This is a genomic window from Priestia sp. JSM ZJ58 (assembly GCF_044383985.1).
Lineage (GTDB): Bacteria > Bacillota > Bacilli > Bacillales > Bacillaceae_H > Priestia > Priestia zanthoxyli.
Genome location: NZ_JBISEM010000003.1, coordinates 44,449 through 64,512 on the forward strand (window position 1 = coordinate 44,449; position 20,064 = coordinate 64,512).

General features: G+C 38.0%; 19 protein-coding genes and 1 riboswitch. Of the genes, 7 read left to right on the top strand and 12 right to left on the bottom strand.

Annotated features, from left to right (window positions below; translation table 11 throughout):
* Positions 1 to 5 precede the first annotated feature (5 nt).
* On the bottom strand, positions 6 to 344 hold the full coding sequence (locus ACH6EI_RS23475) for a hypothetical protein (RefSeq protein WP_013055129.1): 339 nt from the start codon (positions 342 to 344) through the stop codon (positions 6 to 8).
* A 39-nt stretch (positions 345 to 383) separates the two neighbouring features.
* The gene (locus ACH6EI_RS23480; RefSeq protein WP_028412456.1) at positions 384 to 857 is read right to left on the bottom strand and encodes a low molecular weight protein-tyrosine-phosphatase; all 474 of its coding nucleotides are present in this window, start codon (positions 855 to 857) and stop codon (positions 384 to 386) included.
* A 176-nt stretch (positions 858 to 1,033) separates the two neighbouring features.
* On the opposite strand from ACH6EI_RS23480, the gene ACH6EI_RS23485 reads away from it, so the two are divergent.
* Together ACH6EI_RS23485 and ade are read left to right on the top strand one after the other, a co-directional pair.
* On the top strand, positions 1,034 to 1,261 hold the full coding sequence (locus ACH6EI_RS23485; RefSeq protein ID WP_013055127.1) for a DUF1128 domain-containing protein: 228 nt from the start codon (positions 1,034 to 1,036) through the stop codon (positions 1,259 to 1,261).
* 182 nt (positions 1,262 to 1,443) lie between these two features.
* A riboswitch (purine riboswitch) is annotated at positions 1,444 to 1,545 on the top strand.
* Positions 1,546 to 1,628: 83 nt separating this feature from the next.
* The gene (gene ade / locus ACH6EI_RS23490) at positions 1,629 to 3,365 is read left to right on the top strand and encodes an adenine deaminase (RefSeq protein WP_099330594.1); all 1,737 of its coding nucleotides are present in this window, start codon (positions 1,629 to 1,631) and stop codon (positions 3,363 to 3,365) included.
* Positions 3,366 to 3,603: 238 nt separating this feature from the next.
* Here ade and ACH6EI_RS23495 read toward each other — a convergent pair whose 3' ends face one another.
* The 4 genes from ACH6EI_RS23495 to hmpA form a co-directional block, all read right to left on the bottom strand.
* A complete protein-coding gene (locus tag ACH6EI_RS23495; protein WP_028412458.1) occupies positions 3,604 to 4,350 on the bottom strand; it encodes a CAP domain-containing protein in 747 nt (248 codons plus the stop codon).
* 358 nt (positions 4,351 to 4,708) lie between these two features.
* A complete protein-coding gene (locus ACH6EI_RS23500) occupies positions 4,709 to 5,221 on the bottom strand; it encodes a type 1 glutamine amidotransferase domain-containing protein (RefSeq protein WP_013081517.1) in 513 nt (170 codons plus the stop codon).
* Positions 5,222 to 5,364: 143 nt separating this feature from the next.
* A complete protein-coding gene (locus ACH6EI_RS23505) occupies positions 5,365 to 6,654 on the bottom strand; it encodes a lysine N(6)-hydroxylase/L-ornithine N(5)-oxygenase family protein (protein WP_028412459.1) in 1,290 nt (429 codons plus the stop codon).
* A 71-nt stretch (positions 6,655 to 6,725) separates the two neighbouring features.
* A complete protein-coding gene (hmpA, locus tag ACH6EI_RS23510) occupies positions 6,726 to 7,907 on the bottom strand; it encodes an NO-inducible flavohemoprotein (RefSeq protein WP_099330593.1) in 1,182 nt (393 codons plus the stop codon).
* Positions 7,908 to 8,123: 216 nt separating this feature from the next.
* Between hmpA and ACH6EI_RS23515 the strand changes: the two genes are divergently transcribed.
* Together ACH6EI_RS23515 and ACH6EI_RS23520 are read left to right on the top strand one after the other, a co-directional pair.
* Entirely contained in the window at positions 8,124 to 8,573 is a 450-nt protein-coding gene (locus tag ACH6EI_RS23515) for an Rrf2 family transcriptional regulator (RefSeq protein ID WP_028410145.1), read from the top strand.
* A 172-nt stretch (positions 8,574 to 8,745) separates the two neighbouring features.
* A complete protein-coding gene (locus tag ACH6EI_RS23520) occupies positions 8,746 to 8,877 on the top strand; it encodes a YflJ family protein (RefSeq protein ID WP_016762840.1) in 132 nt (43 codons plus the stop codon).
* A gap of 48 nt (positions 8,878 to 8,925) precedes the next feature.
* Here the strand turns inward: ACH6EI_RS23520 and ACH6EI_RS23525 are convergent, their stop codons facing one another.
* Together ACH6EI_RS23525 and ACH6EI_RS23530 are read right to left on the bottom strand one after the other, a co-directional pair.
* Positions 8,926 to 10,011 (bottom strand): nitric oxide synthase oxygenase, encoded by a 1,086-nt coding sequence (locus ACH6EI_RS23525; RefSeq protein ID WP_098999462.1) that lies wholly within the window; start codon positions 10,009 to 10,011, stop codon positions 8,926 to 8,928.
* Positions 10,012 to 10,110: 99 nt separating this feature from the next.
* A complete protein-coding gene (locus ACH6EI_RS23530; protein ID WP_098999461.1) occupies positions 10,111 to 11,043 on the bottom strand; it encodes a D-2-hydroxyacid dehydrogenase in 933 nt (310 codons plus the stop codon).
* A 261-nt stretch (positions 11,044 to 11,304) separates the two neighbouring features.
* Here ACH6EI_RS23530 and ACH6EI_RS23535 point away from each other — a divergent pair, with 261 nt between their 5' ends.
* Positions 11,305 to 12,861, top strand: a complete 1,557-nt coding sequence (locus tag ACH6EI_RS23535; protein ID WP_028412463.1) for an ABC-F family ATP-binding cassette domain-containing protein — start codon at positions 11,305 to 11,307, stop codon at positions 12,859 to 12,861.
* Between the two features lie 194 nt (positions 12,862 to 13,055).
* Here the strand turns inward: ACH6EI_RS23535 and ACH6EI_RS23540 are convergent, their stop codons facing one another.
* Complete coding sequence (locus ACH6EI_RS23540) at positions 13,056 to 13,952, bottom strand: amidase (protein ID WP_098999459.1); 897 nt, start codon at positions 13,950 to 13,952, stop codon at positions 13,056 to 13,058.
* A 160-nt stretch (positions 13,953 to 14,112) separates the two neighbouring features.
* Positions 14,113 to 15,450, bottom strand: a complete 1,338-nt coding sequence (locus ACH6EI_RS23545; RefSeq protein WP_099330592.1) for an ATP-binding protein — start codon at positions 15,448 to 15,450, stop codon at positions 14,113 to 14,115.
* 347 nt (positions 15,451 to 15,797) lie between these two features.
* Between ACH6EI_RS23545 and msrA the strand changes: the two genes are divergently transcribed.
* The gene (msrA, locus tag ACH6EI_RS23550) at positions 15,798 to 16,313 is read left to right on the top strand and encodes a peptide-methionine (S)-S-oxide reductase MsrA (RefSeq protein WP_028412466.1); all 516 of its coding nucleotides are present in this window, start codon (positions 15,798 to 15,800) and stop codon (positions 16,311 to 16,313) included.
* A 48-nt stretch (positions 16,314 to 16,361) separates the two neighbouring features.
* On the opposite strand, the gene ACH6EI_RS23555 is transcribed toward msrA, so the two are convergent.
* Together ACH6EI_RS23555 and ACH6EI_RS23560 are read right to left on the bottom strand one after the other, a co-directional pair.
* Positions 16,362 to 17,999, bottom strand: a complete 1,638-nt coding sequence (locus tag ACH6EI_RS23555) for a family 14 glycosylhydrolase (RefSeq protein WP_099330591.1) — start codon at positions 17,997 to 17,999, stop codon at positions 16,362 to 16,364.
* Positions 18,000 to 18,103: 104 nt separating this feature from the next.
* Positions 18,104 to 19,258, bottom strand: a complete 1,155-nt coding sequence (locus ACH6EI_RS23560; protein ID WP_028412468.1) for an endonuclease — start codon at positions 19,256 to 19,258, stop codon at positions 18,104 to 18,106.
* A 287-nt stretch (positions 19,259 to 19,545) separates the two neighbouring features.
* Here ACH6EI_RS23560 and ACH6EI_RS23565 point away from each other — a divergent pair, with 287 nt between their 5' ends.
* Positions 19,546 to 20,022: a hypothetical protein gene (locus ACH6EI_RS23565; RefSeq protein ID WP_028412469.1), complete on the top strand. Its 477-nt coding sequence runs from the start codon at positions 19,546 to 19,548 to the stop codon at positions 20,020 to 20,022.
* Positions 20,023 to 20,064 lie beyond the last annotated feature (42 nt).

Sequence of the window (20,064 nt, forward strand, 5' to 3'; positions counted from 1 at the left end):
CTTATTTATTTTTGTTCATCACCATACTTCTCTACAAATGCTTCTTTTGTATCGTTTACAATTTCCATCACCTGAGGGGTTGTTTCTTTTAACTTTTCTACTTTTCCTGCTACAAATGATACATCTTCAGAAACTTGCTCGATGGTCGTGCGGATCGTTTCATATTTCTCTTTCACAGTATCCGTTACAAGTTCAGGATGCTGAATAAGAGTTGTTGTTTTGTCTTTCAATTTTTTACTTCCTTGAATAACGGAACTTCTGGTTTCTTTATCAAATAAAGAAACAGCTCCTCCTATAATTGCTCCAATGACAATACCTTCTACTAGCTTATTTCGTTTACCCATTTGTCGTTTCTCCTCCGCTTTTTATTTTTTTAGTATCACTTATTCCGAGAAATGCTTCTCTATAATTTCGTCTAAAAGCGCCTTGCATCCTTCTTGAACTAAGTCATATACTTCGTCAAAATTTCCCGTGAAATAAGGATCAGGCACATCTTCAATATGTAAACCAGGCACAAAATCCAAAAGTCTTGCAATATAACCTGTTTTAGTATGTCCAGCCATTCTTCTCAGATTTCCTACATTTTCGACATCCATTCCAATAATATAATGAAATTTAGCTATATCCTCTTGAATCACTTGTCTTGCTGTTTGCCCTTTAAAATCAATGTTGTTTTTCGTTAAAATAGATTGCGTCCCTTCATGAGGAGGATTTCCTTTGTGCCAGCCTCCTGTGCCTGCAGAATCTACGTGAATTTGTCCTTGTAGCCCTTTTTTCTTCACCATATCTTTAAAGACCGCTTCTGCCATGGGTGAACGACAAATATTTCCCAAACAAACGAATAATACGTTAATCATAGTCTCGACTCCTTTCCCTTATTACAAACATTATATACAATCATTTTTAAACTAAAAAATAGTTTTCTTTTATTTATATCGTTTCCACTCTTCTGTGGATAAGAACCTGACATAAAAGTGTTCACACGATAAAAACATGTTACAATAAAAAAAACGCAACTGGAAGGATGAACAAAGTGGATTTATCAGTAAAATCTCCAGAGAATATTAAACATATGGTCGATAGCATCAGTGAAAAATTGCGCATGCTAAATATCGGAGCAATTAAAGCCGAAGCTTTTGACGAAGAAATGTATGAAGACTTAAAGTACTTATACGATATGGTAATGAGAAAAGATTCTTTTAGCCCAAGTGAAATGCAAGCGATCGCAGAAGAATTAGGTACACTGCGTAAACAAGCTTAATGACACCTCCGTCAATGACTAATAGCCATTGACGGTTTTTTCTACATTTTTTTCTATACATGAATGCTGCACCTTTTAGCGAGCAAATAAGAGTTAAATCGTTTACATACACATAGATGAAATATTCCCAAAAATCTTTCTTTTTTATTAGGAATTGACGTTTTTATTATTTGTCTATAGAATGTATCGAAATACCTAAAGCTCGTATAGTCTTGGAAATAGGGTCCAAGAGTTTCTACCGAACTACCGTAAATAGTTGGACTACGAGGGTTGAACATCATTCATACTACATGTTTATTCTTCTTTATGTTCTCCCTTACATAGTCCTTCATTGTTATTCAGTTATACAATGAGAGGAGTCACATTCATGTCAAATACAAAAACAACCTTAAAAAAACAGCTTGCTGTTGCCAATAAAAAAACACCTGCAGATCTTGTAGTGAAAAACGGGAAAATTATCGATGTCTTTACGCTTTCCATCATTGAAGCCGATATTGCGATTGCTGATGGAGTGATTGTTGGAATAGGTCAATACGACGGGAATAACGTCGTTGATGCAAAAGGAAAATACATTTCGCCTACGTTCATTGATGGACACGTTCACATTGAATCATCAATGGTTACACCTAAAGAGTTCTCAAAACTTCTTGTACCTAGAGGTGTTACAACTGTCGTAACGGATCCTCATGAAGTTGCGAATGTTTCAGGGAAATCTGGCATTGAGTTTATGCTTCAAAACTCGGATTCCATTCCTTTAGACGTATTTGTGAACTTACCTTCAAGCGTGCCAGCAACTCCTTTTGAAAGCTCTGGAGCCGTCTTAAAAGCAGCTGACTTAGCGCCATTTTTCTCTCACTCTCGCGTGCTTGGATTAGCAGAAGTGATGGATTTCCCTGCTGTTCGAGATGGAGATGACGATATGCTCGATAAATTACAAGCAGCTAACGATGCAAACGGCGTAATTGATGGGCACGGCTCAGGGCTAGATGCCACGGGCGTTAACATTTATCGTACCGCTAATATTTCAACAGATCATGAATGCGTAACAGCAGAAGAAGCAATTGAACGTATTCAGCGCGGGATGTATGTTCTAATCCGCCAAGGTTCTGTTGCTAAAGATTTGAAACAATTGTTACCTGCTGTAAATGAACGCAACGCGCGCAGATTTTTATTCTGTACCGATGACAAACATCTAGATGATTTATTAACGGAAGGCTCTATTGATTACAATGTTCGTTTTGCTATTGAACTCGGGCTGGATCCGTTAATTGCGATTCAAATGGCTTCATTAAATGCCGCTGAATGCTACGGGTTAAAAGATAGAGGGGCGGTTGCTCCTGGTTACAAAGCTGATTTTATTCTGTTGGACGACTTAACTGATATATCTGCAGCACATGTTTATCAAAACGGAGAGCTTATTGCTGAAAATGGAGAGATGCTGTCTGTGCAAGAAGAACAAATTGATCTTCCGACAGAACTAATGAATTCTGTTCATTTGAAAGAGTTTTCTATTAACAAACTTACGATACCACTTCAGCACAATCGGGCTAATATTATTGAAATTAATCCAAACAGCCTGCTTACAAATCATATTGTAGAAGAAGTTCAAGTAAAGCAAAACGAATTTCAGCCTTCTGTAGAAAACGATCAGCTGAAAATGGCTGTTGTTGAGCGCCATCATCTAACAGGAAATATTGGTCTTGGGATCGTAAAAGGATTTCAGTTAAAAGATGGAGCGCTCGCTACTACGATTGCTCACGATTCACATAATATCGTAGCCGTAGGAACAAATGATGAGGATTTAGCAAAAGCAATTGCGGCAATTGAAGAAATCGGCGGAGGTATTGTTATTGTAAAAGATAATGAAGTGATTGGTTCCCTCCCTCTTTCCATCGGAGGGTTAATGTCACCTCACCCTTACAATGAAGTAAATAGCTTACTTAAGCAGCTTCACGGGGCTCTTCATGATCTCGATATCTCACAGAAATTCAATCCGTTGCTGACTTTATCTTTCTTGAGCTTACCTGTTATTCCATGTCTAAAATTAACCGACAAAGGATTATTTAACGTAAAAGAATTTAAGCATATCCCTGTTCAAGCATAAAATAAAAAGGACTCTTTCGAGTCCTTTTTATTTATACCCTTTAGAGGGGGTAGTTCGAGTTTTACGATTTTTATAATGACGATATCCTTCTTTTAACAGGATAGGAAAAACAGCGACTAGAATTTTTTTTACTATACGTCCCAATTTAAGGCACTCCTTTACGTGTTCTTACTTTACTATACCCAAATTGGACAGCTAAAAACGCAAAAAAGAGCAGGTATATCCTGCTCTTTTTGTATTACTTACCGATAAATTGTTGAGTCCAGTACGTAGTATCACCTTTTACGTATCCAACACCAATTTCAGTGAAATCAGGGTTTAGAATATTTTTGCGGTGACCGTCACTATTCATCCAAGCATTCATTACATCTTCAGGAGATTGCTGACCTTTTGCAATGTTTTCACCTGCAGTTGTATATTCAATGCCGAATTGTTTCATCATATCAAATGGTGAACCATATGTTGGTGAATTGTGGTCAAAGTACCCTTTGTCCATCATATCTTTTGATTTAGTGCGCGCAACGTCACTTAATTTTTTGTTAAGTGTTAAAGGCTTTAAACCTTGTTTTTGACGTTCTTGGTTTACTAAATCTACTACTTTTTGTTCAAATTGACTAGCATCTTTTGTTTGTTCTGCTTTATCAGTATTTTCTGATTGTTGAGCTTTTGTGTTTTGCTGTGTTTGCTCAGGAGCTTTTGCCTCTTCACTTTGCTCTGGTGCTTTTGCTTGTTCCTGTGGAGCTGCTTCAGCTTGATCTGGTGCTTGTGTTTCTTGCTGTGGAGCTGCTGCTTGAGCAGATTGTCCTTGAGCGTTAAATTTCTTTAATAGCTCGTCTACATTTATATTTTGTGCTGCTTGAGCATCTTTAATGGTAATTTGTTTTGGAGTGTTGCAATCAGGAGCTGCTGCATTTGCTTGTCCTGCTGTTAGTAATCCTAATGATACGGCACCTGCGACAGTGGCAATACGAAACCTTTTCTTCATGTTTGAAATCCTCCTATGTGATAATAAAGTTTTTTGTAAAACCGCAACGCATCTAAGCTTGTAGCAAGCCAACCTCGTGATGCATCCTCATTGTTGCACGAAAACTATGAAACTCGCAACGTCTTTTAAGCTACCAAAATTATACTCACACTTATGTAAAAAATATTTCGATTATATTACGCGACTTCCAGCTATTGATAGTAAAAGGTTTTCATATACTTTGAAAAACAGCTTCATCCAATGCGGTAATATAACTGTAAATTCCTCGTCAAAAACGTTACATACAAAAAAGGCGACAACAGAGTGGTAAACCACCCTGTTATCGCCTTTTACAGAAAGTTTTACTAATATTATTTACTTATTTTAAGACGTTTACTGATTCACGTACGAATGCTTCCATATCATCTGGTGTACGGCTTGTAACTAGTTGATTACCGCATACCACAACTTCTTTATCATGGAAGTTTGCGCCTGCATTTTTCAAATCAATAGCAATTGATTTGAAACCAGTTACGTCACGTCCTTTTAATGTTTCAGCATTGATTAGCAGCTGTGGCCCGTGACAAATAGCCATAACCGGTTTGCCTTCATCCATAAATGATTTTGTAAAAGCTACGACTTGATCGTCCGCACGCAAGATATCTGGTGAGAAGCCTCCGGGTAAAAACAATGCGTCAAAATCTTCTGGTTTTACATCGGCAATTGCTTTATCAATTGTTAATGTTGTTTCGCCTTGTTTACCTGTTACTTCGCCTGTTTTCACATCGATTTTTGTTAGCGTATGGCCTTCTTCTTCAAAGGCTTTGGCTGGATCTGTATATTCCACATCTTCAAATAAATCTGTTACTAATACTGCAATTTTCTTACTCATTCTAAGCAACTCCTTAATTGATTTGTGTACTAATGTTCTATAAATAAAATACCCGTACACTATTCTTTTAAACATGGTTTATGAGTAAAAAACTTTTCTACAATAATCTAAAAACACAGTGTAGGTTTTTATAAATCAGACATTCAAAACAAATTAAATGTCTGAAACGTCGTCTCTTCTGGAACTGGATACACATCTCTACCTGCAATTACGTTCAGAATACGCTGATTACGCTGAACGGATAAACCAAGATTTGTTGCGCCAGATCCGTGTGAATGTTCAATGTTAGTTAACGTAAAAAAGTGGTGGTTACGGGGTTGTTTAAAGACAAGCCGGTAATCTTTTGTGACGTTGAAACGCTTGTCATCTTCCCATTCGATATCATCTTTTATTCGTTCGATGAACGGCGAAATCTTTGGCTTATAGCCCGTGGATAATATCAAACGATCCGCTTCGTATTGAAAAGAGCGATCAGCCTTTAATTGTTTACACTCCAGCTCATATCCATTTGCTTTTTTATGAATGTCACTTACTTCAGTCGAAGCTTGAATCGTAACGGGTACTCTTCCTTTAAGTGAACGATGATAGAGTAAATCATAGATTTTCGTTAAGGTAGAAGATTCAATTCCGTGACGTAGGGGGTTTAAATCTTCTACCGTGCTTGTACGTTCCTCAAAAGCCAGCGAATGAAAGTAATCTACATAGTCTGGCGAAAATAACTCTTGAGCAAGCTTGGATTGATCAAGCTGAAAAAAATTAGAGGATCTTGTAAACCATGTAAGGTGGTAATGATGTTCAGTCTGTTCTTCTAGTAAATCCAGAAAAATCTCGGCAGCACTTTGCCCTGAACCAACGATCGTTACATGCTTTCCTTTTTGAATCTCTTCTTTTTTATGTAAATAGCCGCTGCTGTGTAAAATATGCTCATTTAGCTTTTCTTCAAAAGCCGGAGGCACAAGTGGAATGCTTCCTGTTCCCATTACAACGTGTTTAGCATTTACCGTTTGAATTCCCTCAGGTGTTTCTACCTTTACTTCATAATACTCTTCTTCATTTTTTGGTATCACGTCCACAACTTTTGAAGAAAAGTGGCAGGAAGATAGCTGCTCCGCTACCCATTTTGCGTACTCGTTGTATTCTTGACGCGGAATGTCAAAACGATTAAAGAAAAAGAACGGATACAAGCGCTTTTGCTTGTGAATATAATTTAGAAAAGAATAGGGGCTTGTTGGATCTGCAAATGTAACTAAGTCTGCTAGAAACGGAATCTGCAAATCCGTACCGTCAATTAACATGCCCGGATGCCATTCAAATTTCTCTTCTTTATCAAAGAAGACTGCATCAATTTCATCAAGAGGCTCAGCAAGGGCCGCTAAGCCTAAATTAAAAGGGCCTATTCCTATTCCCACCATGTCATACTGCTTATTTGTCATCTTTAAACTCCCTTTCATAAAAAAGCTAACAGTATTGTCTACTGTTAGCTTTTTACCCTTTTTCCATACATTTATGCGGAAGGAGTCATACTCATTTTCGGGCCAAACGATTCATACATGATATTTTCTTGGGAAATGCCCATTTCATCTAGGCCTTCTAACACCATTTGTGTAAATGAAGAAGATCCACAAACATAATAATATGCATGTTTATCGCCGGCATATTTAGCTAGCTCTTTTTTAGTTAAGCGACCATACGTTATGTTTTCATCATGCTGATCTGTTTGCGCTTGACTATAGAAAACGTGCTGTTCAAACGTATATGTCTCTGACAACGATTGAAGCTCTCGTTTCATTGCATGAAACTGCTCATTTTTAGCACTGTGAATAAATGTTACTTCTTGATTGTTTTCCAATGCTTGATGAAGCATTGACATCATTGGAGTAATTCCTACACCTCCGCTGATAAATACTGATTTATTATTTTCTTTTAAGACAAAATCTCCTGCTGGAACGCTGACTTCAAGCAAGTCTCCTTCTTTCAATTGATCATGTAAATACGTTGACACGACCCCGTCTTCCATTTGTTTTTCTTTTTTCACCGTAATTTTATAGTATGGTTGGTTTGGATAGCCAGATAAGCTGTACTGGCGAATGGATAAATATTCTTGACCAAGAATTCGTACACTCACGTACTGACCTGGCAGAAAAGCAGGCAGTGCTTTTTGATCAGGTGATACTAAATAAAACGAGTACACGCCTTCTGCTTCTTTTACTTTTTTATGAACCATTAGTTTTTTATAATCTTTCCATCCTTTTTCTTCAGCTTCTTCATATAACTCTTGCTCCACACTTATGAATACGTCTGCAATGGCACCGTAAGCTTCTTTCCAAGCTTCCATAATCTCATCGGTCGCAGCTTCTTTTAAAACATCTTTAATTGCCTTTAATAAGAACTCGCCGACAATTGGATAGTGCTCTGCTTTCACGCCGATACTGCGATGTTTATGGGCGATTTGCTTCACAACTGGAAGCAGCGTTTCAAGCCGATCGATGTACTGCGCAGCGGCATAAACTGTATTAGCTAACGCCATTTGCTGACGTCCTGTTTTTTGATTTGTTTGGTTGAATACATTTTTTAAAGAAGGATACTGTTCAAAAAGCATTTTATAAAAACGAGTTGTGATTGCTTGACCATGCTTTTCTAAAACAGGAACTGTACTTTTTACAATAGAAATAGTTGTTTGTTTCATAACTTTCGCCTCCGAAAGATTCATTTTTAAAAGATATATTTTTAATACATCTTTATAATACTCATATCCTACTTAAAAAGATATATTTTATATACACATTTAAAGAAATGTTCACAAATTCACCCTGTCAAAAATGTGAGCATTCTTTCTGTATTTCTTAGATATAGACATGCTATTATAGATATATCAGCTGCTGATAAGAGAAGAGGTAAAAAGATGAGGCTCACACAATATACAGATTACTCACTGCGAGTTTTATTATATTTAGGCGTTCGCGATAATAATAAACTAAGCAATATAAAAGAAATTGCTGAAGCGTATAATATTTCAAAAAACCATCTTATGAAAATCATTCACGAACTTGGAAAACTTGGCTTAATTGAAACGATCCGAGGACGAAACGGCGGTATTCGTTTAGCTCAGCTTCCAAAAGACATTAATATTGGCAAAGTGGTACGTCAAACTGAAGAAGATTTTCATATTGTTGAATGTTTTGACCGTGAAGGAAACTTCTGCATTATTAGCCCCGTCTGCAAGTTAAAAAGTGTTTTGCATGAAGCCATGCAAGCCTTCATTAAAGTGTTAGATCAGTATACATTAGAAGATCTAATCCAAAATAAAGACGAATTAAACCTCCTCCTCCTATCTCAAAAAAACGAGGAATGAACAAACTAAAATTCACCTGAAATCATTCTCGTTTTTTTGACCTTTTTCCCTTTCATCATAAAATAAAAGATGTTACAATGAGGCACGTATTGGAAAGACAAGATGTCTCCATTCGAGCAGACAATGAACCTCATTCTGTTCATCCTAAAAAATGACGAAAGGGTGTTTGAGTATGCACGTAGGAAGCAAAGGTTGGTATGTTGAGGAACTTAAAAAACGAGGAGTTCGCAACCATGAAGGCCGCAAAGTGGAAAAGTACAAAACATATGTACTTGCTAACTTGCTTGATAAACACAAAAATTAATTAACGTGTAATAAGAGAGTACAAATTTGTACTCTCTTTTTTGTTCATTTAATAAGCAGCGTCTTGATAAAAATAATTTGGTGATAATACTTTATTTTTATAAGGCTTATGAAAAATATGTGTGGTAGCTGGTGAAACCGGTGGGATTAACCATGTCCAGTTCCCAGTCACTTCCCGGCCATTTTTTTGTTCTCTTTCTTCAAACAAGTGAAATTGCTGAGCAGCCGTGTGATGGTCTACAATGCTAACGCCTTCTCGTTTAAAAGAAGAAAGCACTGCAACGTTTAATTCCACAAGAGCTTTGTCCTTCCAAAGCGTAGCATTATAATTCATGTTCAATCCCATTATAGAAGCTACTTTTGGAAGTTGATTATAGCGATGCGTGTCCGCTAAATTTCGGGCACCAATTTCAGTCCCCATGTACCATCCATTAAACGGTGCTGCGACGTACTCAATCCCTCCAATTTCTAGCTTCATATCTGAAATCATTGGGACAGCGTACCATTTTAACTGTAAGTCTTCAAATTCAGGAAGTTCTGGATGCGTAATAGCTACTTCCTTCACTAAATGTTTTGGAATCTCAAAATATCGAGGCGACTCTTCATTCACTTGCAGGACAAGAGGAAGAACATCAAAGTGAGTTCTCTCACCTTCCCATCCTAATTTTTGACAAACTTCCGTGAACGCAACAGAATCAGGGTCTCCTATCATACCATATTCCGTCTCATACCCAGCATAGCGGATTAGCTGATGATTCCATATCCTAACCGGTTCTTTTGCCTTCATTTTTGGTTTAAACACCGTAATAGTAGGACGGATTTTCCCGTCATTTGTTGCATATTCAATATGATGAAAAAGGGCGTCTCTTACCTCTTCAACTGTGATCGCCTCTCGCTTATCAAATACATTAAGCGATTGCCAAAATAGTCGTCCGATACATTTATTGCTGTTTCTCCAAGCCATACGAGCTCCGTGCTCTAGCTCTTCAAATGTATGATCATAATGTCCGAGTGACATAATTTGCTGATGAATTTCTTTTAACCGCTTATTTTTATCCGCTTCGCTTTTTTCAAGTTCAGCGTAACACGTCTCTATAAATACACGTGCTTGTTCAAATAATTCTTCTTGCTTCAACGTTTGTTCCCCCCTAGAAGAACAGATTTCATTCTTTTCGTTCAAGAAAAGCAAGTTTCAGTATACCATTCTCATAGCGGAAACGCGCATCATAATGCTTTAATAGCCTCTTTCAATATTAACCAAGTTAGAAGTCAATTCGCCCTGCTCAACTTTTTGCAGCGTTTCAACAAAGCATTCGACGGCTTCTTCAGGCGTAGTCACCGCTGAAATATGAGGTGTTATGATGATATGTGAATGATTCCACCAAAAGGATTCTTTCGTTAACGGCTCCTGTTCAAACACGTCTATGTATGCTTTTCGAATATGTTTTTGCTCAATAGCCTCTACTAACGCATTTTCATCTACAGTTGCTCCTCGTCCAACGTTTATAAAGTATGCATTTTCAACTAAATTCATCCATTTTTGATCAAAGTAGCTTTTTGTTTCACTCGTTAATGGCATGGTGCTAATAATCCAATCCGCTTCTTTTAACAATTCTTTTTCTTTTGAAATGGAGAAGACTTGATCAAATGAGGGCTTTTCATTTCCATTTTTAGATACGCCTATCACTCGTACACCAAAAGATTTTAAAACAGCGGCAAGACGTCCGCCGATTTCACCTGTTCCATAAATTATGACCGTTTGAGTAGAAAGCTGCTGAGGCTCTATCACTTTCCACTGCTTTTGTTTTTGCTGATGCTGAAACTGTGCGTGGTGCTGAAGTTCAGCTAGCATATAGCTAAGACAATATTCACTGATTCGCTGACCGAATGAACAAACCGTACGTGTTAACATCACGCTCTTTTTCCAATTCCCACTTTCTAAGAACCGATCGACTCCTGCGCCGAGAGAATGAATCCATTTAAAGCTATGATCTTCAAAGCAATTCGTTGGACCGAAGGATAAAAGCGCATCAGCCCAGTTTAAATCTTCCATTGTAACGTCTTGCTCTTCCATAAACCGAAACGTCTGTGTGAGCTTCTTTTGATTGATTATCTCCTGCAGCTCTTTATGCATTCTTCCTGCCACTAGTATCGTATGAATCTTCATTTCTTTTCCCCCTGGCTTTTTGTTCTTCTATATACTCTATTTGAATGATCCGATATGACCGGCCCTTCGTCATGAAGGATTTTCTATATTGATATATATAGTATGAATGAAGTGAAAGGAAGACGCGAGTGAATTTTATATGACTTTCCAGGCTGGAAAACTCATATGGATTTATGTATATAAGTTCGCTATAATCGTTATGAATCAATTTGTTTATAACGAAACGTACGATAGATATTTTAAAAGAAAAGGTGTGTCAGCATGAGTGTATTAAACGTAAAAAATCTAAGCCACGGTTTTGGTGACCGTGCGATTTTTAACGATGTATCATTTCGATTGTTAAAAGGTGAACACGTCGGCTTAATTGGAGCAAACGGCGAAGGTAAATCAACATTTATGAACATCATTACAGGCAAACTAGAACCGGATGCGGGAAAAGTAGAATGGTCTAAAAAAGTGCGCGTCGGCTATTTAGATCAGCACACAGCATTAGAGCGCGGTCTTTCTATTCGTGATGTACTAAAAAGTGCTTTTCAATACCTATTTGATTTAGAAGCTCAAATGAATGGACTCTATGAGAAAATGGCCGATGTATCACCAGAAGAACTTGAAAAACTTTTAGAAGAAGTCGGTACACTTCAAGACCTCTTAACAAACAATGACTTTTACGTTATCGATGCAAAAGTCGAAGAAATTGCACGCGGATTAGGATTAGAAGATATCGGCTTAGATCGTGACGTACAGGATTTAAGTGGCGGACAGCGTACAAAAGTATTGCTAGCCAAACTGCTGCTTGAAAAACCAGAAATTCTTTTACTTGATGAGCCTACAAACTACTTGGATGAACAGCATATCGAGTGGCTACGACGCTACTTGCAAGAATATGAAAATGCCTTTATTTTAATTTCTCACGATCTTCCATTTTTAAATAGCGTGATCAATTTAATTTATCATATGGAAAACCAAGAGTTAAATCGCTATGTAGGAGACTACGACGATTTTATGAAAGTATATGAGATGAAAAAACAGCAGCTTGAAGCAGCTTATAAAAAACAACAGCAAGAAATGGCAGATTTAAAAGATTTCGTAGCGAGAAACAAAGCCCGCGTGTCGACACGAAATATGGCCATGTCCCGTCAAAAAAAGCTGGATAAAATGGAAGTAATTGAACTAGCTCAAGAGCGTCCAAAACCAGAGTTTAACTTTAAGAGTGCTCGTACTTCAAGCAAATTAATTTTTGAAACATCTGATTTAGTCATTGGATACGAAGAGCCGCTTTCTAAGCCACTGAATCTAAAAATGGAGCGAGGTCAAAAGATTGCCCTTGTAGGAGCAAATGGAATCGGGAAAACAACTCTTTTAAAAAGTATTCTAGGAGAAATCAAACCGATTTCAGGCTCTGTAGAAAAAGGCGATTACCAGCATATTGGCTATTTCGAACAAGAAGTTAAATCAGCTAACTACAATACGTGTATTGAAGAAGCATGGAACGAGTTTCCTCACTTTACCCAATATGAAATTCGTGCAGCGTTAGCTAAATGCGGCTTAACAACCAAACATATTGAAAGTAAAGTAGAAGTTCTAAGCGGTGGAGAAAAAGCAAAAGTCCGTCTATGTAAGCTGATTAACAATGAAACCAACATTCTTGTACTGGATGAGCCTACAAACCACTTGGATGTAGATGCGAAAGATGAATTAAAACGAGCTTTAAAAGAATACAAAGGAAGTATCTTAATTATTTGTCACGAACCTGAATTTTATCAAGATGTAGTCACAGACGTGTGGAACTGCGAATCTTGGACGACTAAATTATTTTAAAAAAACGGGTTAAAAGAGGCATATCTTTTAGAAAAAGTGGGAATGATAAGATTAAGTTCCCCCCCTTTGTGTGAGTAGCCATTTTTTAAATGGTTACTTTTTTTATGTATAGTCCTTTAATAAAATGGCTATATTGTATCTATACTCCCTAAACCCAAAAAGACCGCTGCAGTGATGCAGCGGTCTTTTCGTTGTCATGGTTTCATCTGTAGCCAGCTATCAAAATGATGAACAGCTATACTGCTTGGAGGGTTTTTAGCTTGACACTTCGTAAGCAACATACCCAGCTCTTGCATCATCTCTTCTTCTCCTTTAGCAGAAAAAGAAATGTATTCCCCTTCATCTGAGGCCATCGTTTCTACCCCTATTTCAATCGGAGTAGATAGTACACGTCCCCACCTGCGTTCATTTTGCGTTATGTCAGCAATACCGTCTTCTTTATCTGCATGGTTTCGGTACGACATAATTGTGACTTCATCAGCGTACTGAATAATCCAATGCCCCAGCGAACCGGAACCGTTGCTATTTTTGAATGGAACTTCGTCAAACCAAAACGGTATATCTACAGCAAGCGGCAAGTGTAACTCATGAGACTGTACAGCGGCTTGAGAAATAACATATTGATACTGCAGAATACTTTTCGCTCGATTATTTTTCCAGCTTTTATACAAATACGGCTCTATATCTAAATGAACCCCTGAAAATTGCTGTTGTTCTTCCGCTTCTGCTTGGTAAGCTGTTATCCAATTAAAAAATGCGTCTTGCTCTTCTATACCAGAAGGCCCTATCCAAGAAGGAGCGCCGTCAAGTGCGTAGACATCTATACCCTGGACTTGCGCTTGTTGGATAAAATGCCTATATACAGAAGGTGAAAGATGAGCATCAATTTGTAAATAAACCTTTGTCACCTTTTTTTCTTGAAGTTTTTCACGGATAGCTTCTTGGTTCAACATCCATTTCTTTGTATCCCACACCCACGTCGACAGCGGTATATTCATCTCTGCATTCACCTTTGATCCACATCCTATTCCTTTCCCCATATTAAACAGCCATACAACCACCAGAAAAATAAGAACGCACTTGCTTTTCACACTCTATTTCCTCCTTTATACGAGCCAGAACTCATATAAAGAGAGTCTGGCAGCTTGGCAACTTTATGGTGAATTTCTCCCTTAGATCTGTAGCTTTCAGCAAACTCTCCCTTATCAATTTTTTCAGCCTAATCTTTATTTGTTCTAGCGGTTGCTTGATTTACTTCCCTGTATCTTTCTTATGGAATAAATATGCCTGCTTTGGATGGTTTGGCTGATTTGGATATTTCAACTGTAATTGTCCTTTTCGTAATAGCTTTGTTAAATAATTATTACGTACTCCATCCGGCGTTCTTTCTAGTAAATAAGCAAACTCTTTAAGCATGAGCGGTTTTTCTTTGCATAATTCAAGAATAATATGCTCCATCTGATTAGGCGAAAGCCGTTTTTTTTCACGAGCCAGCGCTGCAATATCCCATAGCTTCGTATCAATATCCTCACCATTCACTGAATTAGAAGAACCATCTTCCGATTCTTTATTATAGGTGCTTTGATAACTATTATAGGAGTAATCACCTTTATTATATGAGTTAAGTTCACTACTGTAGTAGTTTTCTTCTTTATTATAGGAGTTATTGTCGTTATTACATAAGTTTAACTCCTCTAATAAACCTTTATTATAAGAGTCTTTATTTTTATTATAGGAGTTACTTTCGACATTGTTTTCAGGTATGTTTTGATATTTTTCGACACTTTTAAAATTATTTCCCAAATCAGTTACAGACGTATGATAAGTGTCTTTTTCAGAAGAACTAATCTGTCTTTCTTGAGTGGACAAAGATAACGTGACTACCGTACGATGCATAGAAACATCTTGATCAACAGAAGGCTTTTTATAATGATGCAAGCTCCAGTTTTGCTTCACTTTTTTCAAGCCAGAGCCCGAACGTTCACATAGCCCTAGTAAACTGAATAGCTTAACGATATTCGGGTTTCGAAGCTGACTAACGGTTTTACTAAAAACTGAATCTGTAGGTACTAACAAAAGACCTGGATTAGAAAAAACGTAATGAGAAGGTTGCTTTTCTAAAATAACGCCGCCCTCGCCATTATAATCTGCATGAATAAGCATGTTGATTAAAACTTCTGTTAAAGAGGAAGCGATTGACGACTGGGGTTCGCTATTGCGAACAATTTCATGAATATGGAAATAAAAATCAAAAATATTTCCTGACCACGTCCCGTCTTGAGAGGTAAAACGCTCTGTCCATTCTTCATTCCCTTTACTTTCCCGGTATTCTAAAAAGTATTGTGGTAAAACTTCTGTGATAATCCGTTCTTCACTGAATAAAAGCAGGCCTGCGAGTGTAACTCCTTCTTTATGGGTATCTCTTACCTTTCCCCATGCTCCTACTTTGTATAAAAACTCTTTTGTTTCAAGCGCATTCCAAGGATGAGCTGGTTTTACTTCAGCAAATCGATCCCGGTAGCTTTTGATCGTATCAAAATTTAATTCATTTAATCCATAGTGCTCTAGGATGAGATTACCTTGTAACATATTCAACTCTCCTATTATCTTTGTATATTTATTTAACAGCGCGAATATGCTGCTTCTTACCTCTTGTTACTAACGTACTAACTTTATTTATCTAGATGCCGCATAGATCCTGCTTCTGCCGCCTAATCTCTTCTACATCGATATATACACCTCATCTATTCTATCATTTTTTCTTTCTTCTCTCCTGCATTTTTCAATCTTCAACATAGCCGAGTCTATTGTGTAAAAGCTGTGGATATTTATCTTTATCCACAGCTTTTACACAACCTACAAACCCTTTTCTAGCTGTTTCAATATAAATTTGTTATAATACCCTTCATAACAACGGATTAAGTGAGGGATTACGTATGGAAAAAGCTACATTTGCAGGTGGATGTTTCTGGTGTATGGTTACACCATTTGAAGAGCTAGAAGGTATTCACGGCATTGTATCAGGATATATGGGGGGAACTGTGGATAACCCTACCTATGAGCAAGTAAAATCTGGCACAAGCGGTTATTACGAAGTGGTTCAAATCACATTTGACCCTGAAGTGTTTCCGTATAAACGTTTGCTAGATCTTTATTGGCCGCAAATTGATCCAACAGATGATGGAGGTCAATTCCAAGATCGCGGCTCGCAGTATCGAACAGCAATTTTTTACCATAACGATAGCCAAAAGCAGGAAGCTGAAGAGACAAAGCTAGAGGTCGCAAAAAGCGGACGTTTTAAAAAACCAATCGTGACAAGCATCCTTCCTGCCTCTGCGTTTTATGAAGCGGAAGAGTATCACCAAGATTTCCACAAGAAAAATCCAAAGCATTATAAAGAAGACCGCGCTAAGTCTGGTCGAGATGAGTTTATTCAAGCGAACTGGAAATAATTCTTATGTTCGAAACAAAGCCGCATAGCGTTTGCTATGCGGCTTTGTTTACCAATTATCTGTATAAGTTGCTGTTGTTGACGGCACGCTCCAATATTGCTGCGAAGGCTGCCATGCTTTTAACGAGCCATCAGCTCTCTTCACAATTGCTTTAAATTGAACATTTTGACTCGCAGGAAAATAGACGGTGCCTCTCCAATCGGCTGTAGATGAATTATATGTTAATTTAATTGGATAAAGGGACGTATCCCACTGACCTAGCTCAGCTCTGTCTCCAACAATATAAACCGTTTCTCCTACCGCAGTTGGCGCATTTTTTACTACAACCGTTTGCGCAACTGGTGTAACGGCCAGCGTATTTTTAAATTGCCCCATCAGCGTATCATTGTTAATGACATCGTAGAAACGAAGCAAAGTAAATCCTGCAAAATTATAGTTAAAGGCCATTTCAGCTGCTTTTTTATATTGATCTTCACTGCCTATAGTTAGAGCATTTTCCCCGTTTAAAACAATTCCTTTTGCATTCGCAATACCTGCTACTTGGCGTACAAGCGTCTTTGGCATAGAATATTCGGGATAACTTCCGCTGTCCGTCATTTCTAAGCACGTAAACGTTATATCTAATTTAGCTGTTTTAAAAGCGTCTAAAAGCGCATTGTAATCATTATATCCAGCAGGTTTTTCTGCAGCATGAGGAATCGTCGGATTATTATACTGCCAATGAATTCCCGCCACTTTTGCACCGATTGGTACGTTAAAGGTGGCATCAAAAGCCTGATGAGCTAACTGTCCAATACGTTTTGTGTGATCTTCCAAAGCTCCTTGATACCATGCTAAGAAATCTTTTCCATAAGCTGTTGAATAACCATCTTTTAAGAACTGATAGCCATCTGATGGCGGTAAAATTTGCGATGCAGAGGCTAAATTGGTTCCCCATGCCTGATTGACGCCGGCGAGTGAACCGTATTTAGTCAAAGCATATGATTGAAACTTGCTTTTGGCGAAGTTCGTATACACTTGAAATTTTCCTCTAGACGGATAGCCGGTTCCGTCTGCTGCTGTATAGGACGGATAACGAATTTCACCTGCAGGGCCTCCGGATAAATAGATTTTAGCAATCACGTCTTTATAAGGTGCTAACGCTTGCGCAAATGCCGTATAGAGCTCTCCGTATTGCTTAGAAATAACGTCAGTTGCAAGCGGGCTTAGCGTTTCTTTATTTGTCGTACCTGTTTCCGATTTAAAGTAAAGGCTGTCATCACTTTTTAAGTTCCATACCCAAGACGGAAGCGGAACGTTACAATCATCTCCAACATTACCGCCGCACTGATGAGTAGAAATAATAGGAACGATCTTTATACCTGCATTACGAGCAGCTTGAGCAAAGCGCTGAGCATAGGAAAAATCAAACTGCTGATCGCCGTTCTTCTCCATATCTCCCCACCAGAAGTCTACTGTCACCGCATAAAATCCATTTTGTTTCGCTTTGCGTAAATCGTTCTCAAACGCTTCCCATGTTGTATAGTCTGTTACCTTTTTTAAAGGCGCCATTAAGTAGGTTTTGTAACCAGGATTCATTGATTTTCCATCTACGGAAGCCGCTCCATTAAGTGGATTCAAAATGAAAGCGTTAACAAAAATGAGTACCAAAATAAAAGCCAATCCTTTTTTACATAGCTGTTTCATAGCTTCCCTCCATTTTTTCAAAATCACCTATAGGTATTCGGCGGATTTTAGTTTTTTCCTTTTTCTTTTATAAAAAAAGACGCCCCGCCAGGACGCCTCCTACATTAGTTCCAAATCTCATTCACCCATTCAGGATGGTCAATAAACGGATTGCGGTTATGCTGATAGTCTGAATAAATAATATCATTTCTGCGTCGTTCTCGATCATCTACTGGATCTTCGGCGTTCCATTGAAGAAGCACAGATAATTTCCCATGATAAGGAGCAGTGCCATTATTCACTGTGTTATTAAGTTCTAAGTCAGGCTCATCACTTACATCGCCTTCATAGCGTACGGCCATATAAAACAACATACGAGCCACATCACCTTTTACTTCATCTCGAGGTTCCCATGAATCACTGTCAAAATAATTTCCGAGTGCCTCGCTATGTTCCGTCCCTCCGTTATCAAAATCTAAGTTTCCTCTCGTACCATTTACAGACACATCGGTTGGACGTAAATGATGAAGATCTGTTCCAGGACCCATAGCTGTTCCAAAATCCCCGTGAGACTTTGCCCAGACGTGCTCACGATTCCAATCGTCCACTCCGCCTCCATTTGTACTCTTAGCCTGTGAACGCCCCGTGTAGAGCAAAATAACGTTATTTGCGTTAGCTGGATCTTCATCCGTTTTCTTTAAAGCTTCCCATACGGCTGAATAAGACAGTTCTGTGTGATGATCAATAATGTTATGAAGCTCTGTCTTTAAGGTATTTCCTGTTTTTCCAGCTGTGGTACGATAATAGTCTTCTACTGGAACGGTTGGCTCTGTGGGATCTGGCGTCGGATCAGTTCCTCCTGTTTCTGTACTAATAGAAGTAACTGATTTTATTCCTGGGTGTGAAAAATAAGGAGTGAGTGTGCCCGTAACAGTAAGACTTTTCCCTTTTAACTCCGAGCGACTTTGAAGTCCAAATGTACTTCGCAAATTTGAAGGAATTTGAACGTACACCATCTTGTCTGTATTGGTTTCATTTGCACTGTCAGCAAGAGCAAGTGCATAATCGTTTGGGTAATTGCTCGTAATAACTGTAGATGTGCCTGTAGGTTGACCTACTACATATCCTTTAACAGCTTGTACACTGTTGTTTTGATTTTCAAGAGCTTGTGACACAGATAAAGATGCGGCTGCTTGACTAACAGGAGTTAAGCTCACTGCAAGAGCAAAAACAAGCAGGGACATTACCCATGTTTTTTTACACAGAGCATGTAATCTCACTTTTTTATTCCTCCTTATGATAGGTTTAAAAACTCGTTTCCTTCCACCTCTTTATATTATTTTTTCACTGTGAATTCCCTGCCTGTTTTTTGTTAAGTTTTATAGTGAAAAAGATGTGTTCTTCTTTACAGTGGCGGCTGCTTTATGCGAAGGGTTATATTTTTAAAAGTCCACACTGGAAAAAGCATTATGTGTCTTTCTTTATATATGGTATAATCAACCGAATCGTAAAAGAGCTTATACCATTTCAGAAAATGAAATGATTTAAATAGAAATGAGGATTGTCTATGCTTAGTTTTGACGAAAAATTAGCTATTATTTCATCGTTTCCAGAGCTGCATCGAAAAGATGTATCTTTAGGACGCGTGAATTTTCATTATGAAGAAAGCGTGTACGATAAAACGGTTGTTGTGCATCATCTGCATCCTAACGGAAATGGATTTGTATATGCAGGTTTTTTAAAAGGATATGAAACAAATGACAAAGGTCTTGTGAATATCCGTGATTACACTGAAGAAGATCTTCGATCAATTATTGAAGCTTCTATTGAATCTTTGTCTACCCTTCCTGATACAGCTAGAGAAGAAGCTATTGTAGGGAATGGAAATGAACAGCGCTGGAACGGCCCAGACAATGCAACGCTTTTACTTGTTCATGAAGATGACCTGTGGAATATTTATTCTGGCTTGAATTTAGAGGCAGCATTTTTATCTTACGAAGAAGCAGAAGATTATTTGTTTGAAGAAGGCTTCCGCCGCCTGTAAATTTACGTCTATACGCAAAAACCTCGCTGTTGATTAACAGCG